The 13,408-nt window shown below is 33.8% G+C and carries 8 protein-coding genes; 2 read left to right on the top strand and 6 right to left on the bottom strand.

The genetic code is table 11. The annotated features are described in order from the left end of the window. Positions 1 to 62 precede the first annotated feature (62 nt). From secDF to AC9UEH_RS11120, 6 genes are all read right to left on the bottom strand, one after another. Positions 63 to 3,032, bottom strand: coding sequence for a protein translocase subunit SecDF (secDF, locus tag AC9UEH_RS11145; RefSeq protein ID WP_509531828.1), 2,970 nt, complete (start codon positions 3,030 to 3,032; stop codon positions 63 to 65). A 224-nt stretch (positions 3,033 to 3,256) separates the two neighbouring features. After that, positions 3,257 to 4,192: a malate dehydrogenase gene (gene mdh / locus AC9UEH_RS11140; RefSeq protein WP_509531825.1), complete on the bottom strand. Its 936-nt coding sequence runs from the start codon at positions 4,190 to 4,192 to the stop codon at positions 3,257 to 3,259. A 21-nt stretch (positions 4,193 to 4,213) separates the two neighbouring features. Then, positions 4,214 to 5,203, bottom strand: coding sequence for a DUF6588 family protein (locus AC9UEH_RS11135; protein WP_509531823.1), 990 nt, complete (start codon positions 5,201 to 5,203; stop codon positions 4,214 to 4,216). Between the two features lie 3 nt (positions 5,204 to 5,206). Beyond that, a complete protein-coding gene (gene gyrB / locus AC9UEH_RS11130; protein WP_509531820.1) occupies positions 5,207 to 7,150 on the bottom strand; it encodes a DNA topoisomerase (ATP-hydrolyzing) subunit B in 1,944 nt (647 codons plus the stop codon). Positions 7,151 to 7,345: 195 nt separating this feature from the next. After that, on the bottom strand, positions 7,346 to 8,962 hold the full coding sequence (asnB, locus tag AC9UEH_RS11125; RefSeq protein WP_509531831.1) for an asparagine synthase B: 1,617 nt from the start codon (positions 8,960 to 8,962) through the stop codon (positions 7,346 to 7,348). 164 nt (positions 8,963 to 9,126) lie between these two features. Continuing rightward, on the bottom strand, positions 9,127 to 9,576 hold the full coding sequence (locus AC9UEH_RS11120) for a hypothetical protein (protein WP_509531818.1): 450 nt from the start codon (positions 9,574 to 9,576) through the stop codon (positions 9,127 to 9,129). A gap of 354 nt (positions 9,577 to 9,930) precedes the next feature. Between AC9UEH_RS11120 and AC9UEH_RS11115 the strand changes: the two genes are divergently transcribed. Together AC9UEH_RS11115 and AC9UEH_RS11110 are read left to right on the top strand one after the other, a co-directional pair. Next, positions 9,931 to 12,306 carry a TonB-dependent receptor gene (locus AC9UEH_RS11115; RefSeq protein ID WP_509531815.1) on the top strand — a complete coding sequence of 792 codons (2,376 nt, stop codon included), beginning with the start codon at positions 9,931 to 9,933 and terminating at the stop codon, positions 12,304 to 12,306. A 4-nt stretch (positions 12,307 to 12,310) separates the two neighbouring features. Then, positions 12,311 to 13,132 (top strand): DUF4249 family protein, encoded by an 822-nt coding sequence (locus AC9UEH_RS11110; RefSeq protein ID WP_509531812.1) that lies wholly within the window; start codon positions 12,311 to 12,313, stop codon positions 13,130 to 13,132. Positions 13,133 to 13,408 lie beyond the last annotated feature (276 nt).

The raw sequence follows: 13,408 nt of genomic DNA, 5'->3' as shown, positions 1-13,408 counted from the left end.
TAATTTATCTATTTTTGTCTAATAATCTGTATCGATTATTTAGGACTAGTCAAACTATCGAATTATGAGTTGTGCTCTGCTTCTATTCTTTTGTGTTCTGCATCAGAAATAGTGTCAACTAATACTGGAGTTGCAATAAACAATGAAGAATACGTTCCTACTACAATACCAATTAACATGGCAAAGATAAATCCTCTGATAGATTCTCCACCAAATACAAACATAATCAACAATACTAAAATCATCGTTAATGAGGTATTGATAGTTCTTGACATCGTAGAGTTAATAGATTGGTTCACAATAGAATTGAAATTTCCTTTTGCTTTACCACCCAAGTATTCCCGAACTCTATCAAATACAATAACGGTATCATTCATAGAATATCCAATTACCGTTAGAATCGCAGCGATAAAGTGTTGGTCGATTTCCATTCCAAATGGCATGTATTTCCATAATAAAGAGTAAATACCCAATACAAAAATAACGTCGTGTGCAACAGCAGCAATCGCTCCCAAACTGTATTGCCATTTTCTGAAACTTATAAATAAATACAAACAAACGATTAACATTGCACCAATTACAGCCCAATACGAATTTGTTTTGATATCATCAGCCACTGTAGGCCCTACTTTTGAAGCTTGAAGTATTCCTAATTTCTTACCATCATAACTGTTAACGAATTTATCGTAAGTCATATTGGCATCAAAATGTTTTTTCAAGTTGTCATATAAAATTTGGTTCACTGCTTTATCAGCTTCTATACCTGCTTCCGCAACTTTATATTTTGTTGTAATTTTTAACTGGTTGTCTTTACCAAATATTTTGGCTTCTGCACTTCCGTCAAATACTTTTACCAATTCTAATTTAACTTCTTCAGCAGAAACTGGTTTTTCAAAACGTACTTGGAATGTTCTTCCTCCAACGAAATCGACTCCTTGATTCAATCCATTTGTAGAAAGAGAAATGATACTCACAATTACAACCAAACTTGAAAAGATATACGTGTATTTTTTTACACCTAAGAAATCAAAATGGAAATTGGTAAAGAAGTTTTTAGAGAAACCGGTAACGAAAGACAATTTATTACCTCTGTTAAAGCTCCAATCCAATAATATTCTTGTAATGAAAATTGAAGTAAATAACGACGTTGCTATACCTATTAATAATGTAGTTGCAAATCCTTGAATTGGTCCTGTTCCAAATATCAATAAAACCGCACCTGTTAAAACGTGCGTTACATTTGCATCAACAATTGAACGCATCGCCCCTTTCCAACCAAATGACGCTTTAATGGCATCATCAATTGTTTTCCCAGCACGCAATTCTTCTTTCGCCCTTTCATAGATAATGATATTTGCATCTACGGCAGTTCCCATTGTTAATACGATACCTGCAATTCCTGGCAATGTAAGAACAGCACCTAAACTTGCTAAAATACCAAATAAGAAAAGTAAGTTGATTGCCAAAGCAATGTTTGCATATAAACCTGTTTTACCGTAGTAAACCATCATCCAAAGTGATACGATTAACAAACCGATAATTGCTGAGTTTGTACCGTTATCAATAGCTTCTTGACCCAAAGATGGTCCTACCACTTCTGATTGTACAATTTCTGCTGAAGCTGGTAATTTACCTGCTCTTAATACGTTGGCTAAATCTTTAGTTTCTATAACATCAAAAGCACCTGTAATTTCTGATCTTCCTCCTGTAATAGGACCACTTGAAACCCCTGGAGCTGAATAAACAACATCATCTAATACAATAGCAATATTGCTTTTTTGTGTAAATGCTTTTCCTGTTAATTCTTCCCAAGCTTTAGCACCTTGACCACTCATTTGCATTGTAACAGCAGGTTTTCCCATTTGGTCAAATGAATCTTTAGCATCTGTAACAACTCCCCCGCTCATAGCCGCTTGATTGTCTCTGTTTCCTTTTAATGCATACAATTCAACAGTTTCAACTTCTTTTTTGGTTTTTTCATCAATTGTAGTCGATGGTTTTCCCCATACAAATTTAGCGTAACGCTTGTCTGAAGGTAATAAAATTCTGATGTCTTGTCGTTTGAAATAACTATTAATTACAGCAGTATCTTTTGGAGCAACAACCCCTAGAACTGGTCCACCACCTTGAGATACAAATTTGTCTAACAAAGGATTGCTTCCTTTTTTATCAGCAACAGTATCTTTTGCTTTATCAGTTAATAAAGTATCAATTCCTGTTTTTGCAGTTTCTTTTAGTTTAATCGCTCCTTTTTCAGTTAATTTCAAAGCATTATTAGTTGCCATCAAGAAATTACCCAATTCGTCAATTTTGTAGGTTTCCCAAAATTCCAATTGAGCTGTACTTTGCAATAATTTTTTGATACGATCCACATCTTTCGCCCCTGGAAGTTCTACTAAGATTCTTCCTGATTCTCCTAATTTTTGAATATTAGGTTGTGTTACACCAAATTTATCGATACGTTTTCTCAATACTTCAAAAGCACTTTCGATAGACTCATCAACTTTTCTTCTGATTACTTTCTTAACCTCATCATCGGTTTTTTTGAAGTTTACCTCATCCCCTAATATTTTGTTAGCAAAAATATCTGGAGAAGATAATTTAATTTTTCCACCAGCTGCTTTTTCAAACTCAACAAAAAAGACATCTAAATAATCTTGATTTCCTTGTCTATTTTTAGTTGCTTCCGCCAATGCTTGATTGAAAACAGGATTTTTAGAATTATTAGATAATCCTTTGATAATATCTTTTACAGAAATTTGAAGTTGAACGTTTATTCCACCTTCTAAATCTAATCCTTTATTGATTTTTTTGTCTTTTACTTCATTGTATGTGAAATCTGAAAAACCAAGATTAAATACTTTTTCTTTTCCAATGGAATCTAAGTATTTTAATTCTTTTTCTGAATTACCGTTAGCATACGATTTGGCATCACTTTCTATTTTGTGGGATACAAAAGTGAATGAAAGTTGGTAAATACTTACCAAAGCAAATAAAATTGCGAAAAATTTAATAAGTCCTCTATTCTGCATTATTACTATAATTAATTAATTTTTATTCTATTTTTACTTGTTTAAATGTTAAAAATAAATTAAGTCTTTATTATTTTAAATAAATAATACCCACTTTATTTATGCTCAATATTTTTTAGCAGACAAATATATAATTATCAATGAGACTAACCAATTTATTTAATGATTAATCTAAAAAAAAGACTACATTTTTTTGCAGTCTTCTCCCAAAGTTTAAGGAATATTTATGCTAATACCGACTTAAGATCGGCATTCATATTACGAACTGCATCAGCGCTTTTCGCAAATAATGCTTTTTCAGCATCATTTAATTTGATTTCCAAAATTTCTTCAACTCCGTTTTTACCTATAATACAAGGAACGCCAATGCAAATATCACTTTGGCCATATTCTCCTTCCAATAGCACCGAGCAAGCAATCATTTTTCGTTGATTGTTCAAAATGCTATCTACTAAATACGCAACAGAAGCTCCCGGAGCATACCAAGCAGAAGTTCCTAAAAGCCCAGTTAATGTAGCACCACCAACCATAGTTGCAGCCGCTACTTTATCTAATTCTTCTTGAGAAAGAAATTCAGAAACTGGAATACCATTATAAGATGCCAAACGAGTTAGTGGAATCATAGTTGTATCACCGTGACCGCCAATAACCATTGCAGAAATATCATTTGAAGGGGTGTTCAAAGCTTGTGATAAATAAAATCTAAAACGAGAACTGTCTAACGCTCCACCCATTCCAATAATTCTATTTTTTGGCAAACCTGTAGCTTTCAAAGCCAAATAAGTCATTGTATCCATTGGGTTTGAAACCACAACTACAATAGTATTTGGTGAAAACTTTAGTACATTTTCAACTACTGTTTTTACAATTCCAGCGTTAATACCAATTAATTCTTCACGAGTCATTCCCGGTTTTCTTGGAATCCCCGAAGTAATAACCACTACATCACTATCAGAAGTTTTCGAATAATCATTTGTAACTCCCGAAACTCTTGTATTAAAACCTGTATTGGTGGCACATTGCATAATATCCATAGCCTTACCTTCAGCAAAACCTTCTTTGATATCCAATAATACTACTTCACATGCAATTCCTCTGTATGAAATTGCGTCTGCACAAGATGCTCCCACATTCCCTGCTCCAATAATTGTAACTTTCATTTGTATTGTTTTTATTATGTGTTAAAACTCGTATTGTAATGCTATATTTGAGTTTACAAATTTACCAAATGCAAAGGTAGATTGTAAATACATTTTATTAATTTTATACCTGCAAGATAACTCTCCTAAAAAGTTGGTTCTTGTTTTATAAATTTCTTTTAACCTTTCGTTAAATAGAGATTGCATTGGTAATGCTTGATTTGGTGGGACTTCACCAGTGAATTTGTATTTTACATCACTCACATTTACAATAATTCCCGTAATAATTTCAAATCTTTTATATTCTTTCGAAGCGTTAAATTGAAGTTGCCACGTATCTACTAATCCTGAAATTCTATTAATTCCTAGGTTGCCAATACTAGTTTGAGGGTCAATAAAATCATTACTAATATTTTCATTTGAATAACAAATTAATCCCGCAAGATTAATTTTTTTAGCTTGCAATGCGTTAAAATATTGATCTAAATTGTGCTTGAAACCAAAACCATAAACTTGATAATCTCCTTTTTTTAGATTCGTTTTTGGTGCATATTTCAACACCAACTCGGTTCCCTGCCAAAGTGCTATAGAACCCAAAAAATGAGGATACAAAACAACTTCTTCATTTACTCCTTCAGGGGTTTTTAAGTTCACGGGAGTTGTTCCTATTTGCCCAATCAAATTAACTTGGTAATTATTTCCTAAAGCGGTTGGAACTGTTGCCGAACTTGCATTTTCTATATGAAAAAATGTAAAATCGGAATTATTAATTACAAATTGTCTGTCTGTAATAGGAACTAAAAAAGCATTCGCATGAATTCCTATAGTTACATCCCAAAGTTTCCGTTTTTTTGGTGAACTAACCCAACCCGATGTGGCTTGATAAATTGCAGCATCGGCAGCTGGAGTAAAGTATTTATTAGAAAAAAACAAAGCATCATTTATCAGATGACCCAAATCCTCCAACTCTTGTGCTGTTTGAGAAAACGAAACATTTGAAACTAATAAAATTAGGAAAACTAACTTTTTCATCGATTAAGCATCAATATTTGCATATACTGCATTTTTCTCGATAAATTCTCTTCTGGGTGGCACTTCATCTCCCATTAACATTGAGAAAACTCTATCGGCTTCAGCCAAACTATCAATATTTATTTGTCGCAAAGTTCTGAAACTTGGATCCATTGTAGTTTCCCACAATTGTTCCGCATTCATTTCTCCAAGACCTTTATAACGTTGAATAGCAGCGCTTCCGCCCATTCTTTCATTGGCTTGATCCCGTTGGTTATCATTCCAAGCATATTCTTTTTTGTTTCCTTTTTTAACTAAATATAAAGGTGGCGCAGCAATATAAACGTGTCCTTGCTCGATTAATTCTTTCATAAATCTAAAGAAGAAGGTCAGAATTAAAGTAGAAATGTGACTACCATCGACATCGGCATCACACATAATAATTACTTTATGATAGCGCAATTTTTCTAAATTCAAGGCTTTACTATCTTCGGCAGTTCCAATTGTTACTCCTAAAGCAGTGAAAATATTACGAATCTCTTCGTTTTCAAAAACTTTGTGATGCATCGCTTTTTCCACATTCAAAATCTTTCCTCTTAAAGGCAAAATTGCTTGAAATGCTCGGTCACGACCTTGTTTTGCTGTTCCACCCGCCGAATCTCCCTCGACAAGATATACTTCACAACGAGCAGGATCTTGTTCTGAACAATCTGATAATTTCCCTGGTAATCCACCGCCGCCTAAAACGGTTTTACGTTGCACCATTTCACGAGCTTTTTTGGCAGCGTGTCGGGCTTGAGCCGCAAGAATAACTTTTTGAACGATGATACGAGCGTCATTTGGATTTTCTTCCAAATAGTTTTCAATCATATCTCCAACAGCTTGACTTACAGGCGAAACAACTTCTCTATTTCCTAATTTAGTTTTGGTTTGTCCTTCAAATTGTGGTTCTGCAACTTTTACCGAAATAATAGCTGTTAAACCTTCACGGAAATCATCCCCAGAAATTTCAAATTTCAACTTATCCAACATTCCAGAAGCATCTGCATATTTTTTCAAAGAACGAGTTAAACCGGTTCTAAAACCTTGCAAGTGTGTTCCACCTTCGTGTGTGTTGATATTATTTACATAAGAAAAAATATTTTCCGTATAACTTGTGTTGTAGATTAAGGCAACCTCAACCGGAATTTCTCCTTTTTCAGAATCCATAGAAATTACGTGCGCAATAATTGGCTCCCGATTTCCATCTAAATAACGGATATATTCTTTAAGACCTTCCGTAGAATGGAATACTTCACAAACAAATTTTCCGTCTTTATCCAGCTCTCTTTTGTCAGTGAATGTAATCGTAATTCCTTTGTTAAGGTAAGACAACTCGCGCATACGAGCCGACAAAGTATCATAAGAATAATCTACTGTTTGAGTAAAAATAGAAGCATCAGGATAAAAAGTAACAATTGTTCCTCTTTTGGTAGTTTCCCCAATTTGTTTTACCGGATATAATGATTTCCCTTTTTCGTATTCTTGCTCGTAAACCTTACCATCACTACTATGAACCGTAGCTCTTAAGTGATTTGACAATGCATTTACAACAGAAACCCCAACACCGTGAAGTCCTCCAGAAACTTTATATGAATCTTTATCAAATTTACCTCCAGCACCAATTTTAGTCATTACAACTTCCAATGCCGAAACGCCTTCTTTTTTATGAATTCCAACTGGAATACCACGACCGTTGTCTTCAACAGTTATAGATCCATCTTCGTTTATATCTACAATTATTGTGTCGCAATGACCTCCCATTGCCTCATCGATTGAGTTGTCAACCACCTCATAAACCAAGTGGTGCAAACCTCTAACGCCTACATCTCCAATATACATCGATGGACGCATTCTTACGTGCTCCATTCCTTCTAATGCCTGAATACTATCTGCTGAGTAACTATTTTTATTGATTTCTTCGCTCATATTGCTGTAATTCTGAATGTTTTTTTGTTTAACGTACAAATATATATAAACGAGATTTAATATTCCCTTAAATCGCTTGTTTTAGTAATGTAAGTTATTAACATTTATCGATTAATTACTCCTTATTATTATACCAATAAAAAAACGCTTACTAAAAGTAAGCGCTCTTGAAACAAATAGAAATAAAAAAACTAACTAAATTACAACATTTGTTTTTGCTATGTCGGTATCCGCTTTCACGTGAGCAGCATTCGCTCTACCACTTGGATCTTGATTTTCTTGCCATTTTGGAATCCATTTTCTAACGGTTTGCGCCGCACTTACTTGTGGATAATATTTATGGAAAATAGTTCGGTAGAAATACGCCTCTTTGGTTGTTGGTGTGTTATATGAAAATAACGAACCCGCAGCTTCCAATTCTTCATCGGTAACTTTTGACGAGCAATAATCAATTAATTGATCAATCCAGTTGTAACCTACTCCATCTGAAAATTGCTCTTTTTGTCTCCACAAAACTTCAGCTGGCAAATACGGATTATCGGGTGTGTCAAATGCTTTTCTTAGAATGTATTTTTCTTTTCCGTCATACGTTTTCGGCTGTTTTTCTTCCGCTTTGATTAACATTGCAACATCCAAAAATTCTTTATCTAAAAAAGGAACTCGCGCTTCTAATCCGTGTGCCATTGTAGATTTATCAGCTCTTAACAAATCGGCAGTGAATAATTTTTGAACTCTTTCAATGGTTTCTTTTTGAAAATCTACCGTTGATGGTGCATTTCTAAAATACAAATAACCTCCAAAAATTTCATCGGCACCTTCACCAGATAAAACCACTTTTATTCCCAAATCAGTGATAGCTTTTGACAAGAAATACATTGGAGTACTGGCACGAATTGAAGTCACATCGTACGTTTCTAAATGCCAAACCAACTTGTCTAAAATTTCAATTCCTTGCTCAATTGTAAAATGGATTTCGTGGTGTTCTGTTCCTAAATATTCCGCCACTTTTCTCGCTGCCATTGCATCTGGCGCATTTTCATCTAAACCTATCGAAAAAGAATGTAATTTTTTACCGCTTTCCGCTAATAATCTTGAAGCAATTGCAGATGTCAATGACGAATCCAAGCCTCCCGAAAGCAACACTCCAATTGGCACATCACTCATTAATCTTTTGCGAGTAGCTTCTGTTAATGAAGTTCTGATTAAATCCAAATCCAATTCGTGATTTGCTTTTAAATAATCTTCATATTCTGGGTTGTAATATTTTACAAATCCTGTTTTTTCTGTGTAATAATGTCCTGGGGGAAATGTTGAAAACGTTTTACATTGATCGGCAATTGGTTTCATTTCAGATGAAAAATAGATACGCCCTCTTTCGTCCAAACCATAATATAACGGTTTCACGCCCATTGGATCACGACCTGCTATATAATCATCGCTATCAACAATCACAAATGCCCAATCTCCATCCAACATATTGCAAAAATCATATCCAAATTCTTCATATAAATGTACGATTACTTCCGAATCTGATTTGGTTCTGAAAGTATGGTGTTTCAAAATTCCATCACGCAATTCTTGGTGGTTATAAATTTCCCCATTGTGAACCATCCAAGCCGTTTTTGACCCTTGAATTGGTTGTCTTCCCGAATGCAAATCTATAATCGACAAGCGTTCGTGGCTCAAAATATGTCCGTTTTCAGTTACGTGCATGTCACTTTCGTCTGGTCCGCGATGCGACATTCTTTTAGAAAGTTTTTTTACTAACTCTTCATCTTTTCCTTTTCCAATAATTGCTAAAATTCCACACATACTATATTTTTTTGCTTCTGCAAATTTCAACATAATGATTCCTTATTAAAACCAAATAGAATTATTTAGTTATAATATTAAACATAAATTTGTATTTTTATGTAAATATGAAAGTAAAAGCAATCTAAATCTATATTTGAAGTTACAGATTGTAAAAATCGAGTTTATGAAATGCTTTCTATGAGGTACTTTGTAGCATTAATTTCAAATTCAAAACCCACTTTATTTCCCATTAATTTAGTTCCCAGTGGCGATTGTGGCGATAAAGGGATAATATTTACTTGTTCAATATTGATTTTTGTGAGTGCCAAACTCACATAAAGATGGATTCCATTGGCTTGAACCAAACTTCCCAAAGCAATTGTGGTATGCAATAAAGAGGAATCTATTTTGTCTAAAACTGCTTTTTGCTCCAAAACTTCTTTGAGTTTGTAATTAAGTTTTTCCTGTTCTAAATGCATCATCGACAAAGCGGTTTCGTGTTTGTCGCCCGCAGAACCTTTGGCATCATTCTTAGAATCTTCGGTCAATGCCGAAATCATATCCCGAAAAACATCTATTTTGTCTTGGACTTGTTGGGTATAATGCTGATGGATTTTTTGTTTGAGAGTCATTTATTTGGGTGCATAAGTATTAAGATACAAAGTTACAAAGGTTTTGGACCTAGAAAAATATTTCTGAATTGAAAATAAGAATTTAATTGAAATGAAATAAAAATTTCAATTGTTAAATATCATATTTTTAATCAGTTTGTTATTTTTGTTGTCCATGGTAAAATCTTGAATTCTGATTGAAGAAAACAAGAAAAATTATTTCTTAAAAAAAGTGAAATAGTTTTAAAAAAAAACGTCTTGACTTAATTTTTCATATGTGATGACCAAAATAAAAAAATTCTTAACGATAGATTAACAAATAATTAGAGTCGATTTACTGATAATTTTATCATTTTTGCAACTCAAATATATTCTATGATTTCAAATAAAATTATCACTTTATACTTACTACTTTTAGGTGTAATTTTTAATGGTTTTTCACAAGAGAAAGTCACGCTTAGCGGTGTAGTTTCTGCTGCAAATAGTAATGAAAGTATAATTGGTGTAAATGTAGTTATTCCAGCAATTCCGGCTTATACTACAACCAATGAATACGGTTTTTATTCCATTACGATTCCAAAAGGAAACTATAAAATTGCCATTAGTTCTATCGGCTTTCAAACTAAAGAAGTTACGTTGGATTTAACCAAAAATACCAATTATAATATTTCATTATCTGAAAGTGGTGAGGAATTACAAGAGGTTATCATCTCCGAAAAAAAGACTACAAACACGCAAAAAGCAGAGATGAGCGTGAACAAACTCTCGATTGCCACCATAAAAAAAATGCCTGTGGTTTTGGGTGAAGTTGATGTTTTGAAATCAATTTTACTGCTTCCGGGGGTTACTAATGCTGGTGAAGGCGCGTCAGGATTTAATGTTCGAGGTGGTGGCGCAGACCAAAATTTAATACTTTTGGACGAGGCTACGATTTTTAATTCGTCGCACGTATTTGGATTTTTCTCGGTTTTTAATCCTGACGCCATCAAAGATTTAAAGTTGTATAAAGGCGGAATTCCTTCTCGTTTTGGTGGAAGAGCAAGTTCGGTTTTGGATATTTATCAAAAAGATGGCAACTCGAAAAGTTATCATATTAATGGTGGAATTGGATTAATTTCAAGTCGCCTTTTAGTTGAAGGACCCATCGTGAAAGACAAAGGTTCGTTCATAATTGCTGGACGAGGTTCGTATGCACATTTGTTTTTGAAACTTACAAATAACAAAAATTCCGCTTATTTTTATGATTTAAATACCAAATTGAATTATAAAATCAATAAGAATAATAGTTTGTTCGTTTCAGGATATTTTGGTCGTGATGTGTTTAATTTAGAGGGAAGTTTCACCAATATTTATGGAAATGCAACTTCAAATCTAAGATGGAATCATTTATTTTCAGATAAATTATTTTCCAATCTTTCCTTGATTTATAGCGATTATTATTACGGATTGCAATTGGATTTTGTAGGTTTCAAATATGATTCTGGAATTAAAAACTACAATTTGAAATATGATTTCAAAAACTATATTTCCGATAAAATCAAATTGAATTACGGTATCAATTCCATTTACTACGATTTTAATCCGGGTTCTATAAGTCCCACAACTGCTGAATCTGGAATCAATTACAGACAATTAGAAAAAAAATATGCATATGAGCCTTCCGTTTATTTTGAAGCAGAACATAAAATTACTGACAAATTAGAATTAATGTACGGTTTGCGATACAGTCAATTTTACAGATTGGGTTCTTCAACAGTGAATTTGTACCAAAATAATGAAGCCGTAACGTTCAATAATGATTTGAAAATATACGAGAAAGGAATCCCAATTGGAACGAAATATTACAACAATAATAAAGTAATTGCTTCCTTCGATAATTTTGAACCTCGGTTTTCAGCCTCCTATTCATTGGATAAAAATCAATCTATAAAAGCGAGTTACAACCGAATGACACAGTATTTACAATTGATTTCCAACACGTCCTCGCCAACTCCTTTGGATGTTTGGACGCCAAGTGATTCCTATATAAAACCACAAATTGCGGATCAAGTTGCGTTAGGATATTTCAAGAATTTCAATGATGATGCGTATTCTCTTGAAGTTGAAACATTCTACAAAAAAGTAAAAAACAGAATTGATTATATTGATGGAGCGAATTTAATTGCCAACGAAGCTTTAGAACAAATAATTCTAAACGGGCAATTGAGAGCTTACGGATTAGAGGTTTTATTACGAAAAAATACTGGCAAATTAAACGGTTGGATTGCCTATACGCTTTCTCGTTCCGAACAACAAACTCCTGGGAGAAGTACCAATGAAATTGGGATAAATAATGGAAATTGGTACCGATCTACCTTTGACAAATTACATAATATTGCAGTTACAGGAAGTTATAACTGGAATGAAAAATGGTCGTTTGGCGCCAATTTTACCTTGCAAACTGGGCAACCCGTAACGTATCCAAATGGGCAATACCAATACCAAGGAATTACTGTTCCGAGTTACGGTTTACGCAATGAAAATACATTGCCCACCTACCACCATTTAGACATTTCTGCGACTTACACACCAAAACCGTTAAAGAAAAAAGGGTGGCAAGGGGAATGGGTTTTCAGTGTTTACAACCTCTACAACCGACAAAATGCTGCTTCAATAAGTTTCCGACAAAATCAAACATCAGGAAGTAATGAGGCAGTTCGATTTTCAATTTTTGGTACCGTTCCTGCTGTAAGTTATAATTTTAAATTCTAAGACTGTGAAAAAACTACACCTAATTTTCCTTGTAATACTAACTGCTTTGATATCAAGTTGCGAAAAAGTAATAGACGTTGATTTGAATACATTGGCACAAAAATTAGTTATTGATGCTTCTATAAAATGGCAAAAAGGCACGCTTGGAAACCAACAAACCATCAATTTATCAACCACTACTTCGTATTATAGCAGTCAAATTCCTACTGTTTCTGGCGCAACCATTTTCATAACAGACGCTGCAAATAACGTCTTCAATTTTACAGAAACCGCAGGAACTGGGAGTTATAATTGTACTAATTTCACGCCTGTATTAAACAGAAACTACGTTTTAACCGTGTTTTTAAATGGAGAAACCTATACTGCTACCGAAACTTTAAAACCAGTACCGTCAATTGAATTTATTGAACAAAAAAACAACGCAGGATTCTCGGGAAAGGACATAGAAATCAAAGCTTTTTATACTGATAATGGAGCAACAAATGATTATTATTTGTTTAAGTTTAAGCCCAGTTACACCGCAATTCCAATTTATTTTTTACAAGAAGACCGAAATTTTCAAGGCAATCAAATATTTGGTTTGTACAGAAGTGACAAATTAAAACCCGGACAAAACTTTGATGTTACACTTTCAGGAATCTCAAAACAATACTACAATTACATGCGAATCTTGGTTAGCATCGCTGGAAACAGCAGCGGAAGTCCGTTCCAATCTCCGTCTGCAACCGTTCGTGGCAATATTATTAACACCACAACTGAAGCGAATTATCCACTTGGATATTTCAGTTTATCAGAACAAGACAGTAGAAATTATATTGTGAATTAGGAGCGAATTGTCCTCTTGTATTTGGAATAGCAATTCCCGCTTTCGGCTATATCTCTTCGCTTCACTGCAAGGATACCGCCTTAACCTGCCGGCAGACAGGCAAATCGGGGGCTAACGGAAGAATTGTTTTGCTTTCTTTATTATTTGGCTTTAAACAACACTGTTATTGAAAAATGAAGAATATATTTTTCCAAAAAAAAAATTAATTATAGTTTAAATCACATTGCTATCCGAAAGTCAAAAATAAAAAGTGTCTGAGAATCCCTTATTTTTGTT

Source organism: Flavobacterium sp. (assembly GCF_040402835.1).
In the GTDB taxonomy this organism is placed as follows: domain Bacteria; phylum Bacteroidota; class Bacteroidia; order Flavobacteriales; family Flavobacteriaceae; genus Flavobacterium.
This window is presented reverse-complemented; position numbering and strand designations above follow the sequence as displayed.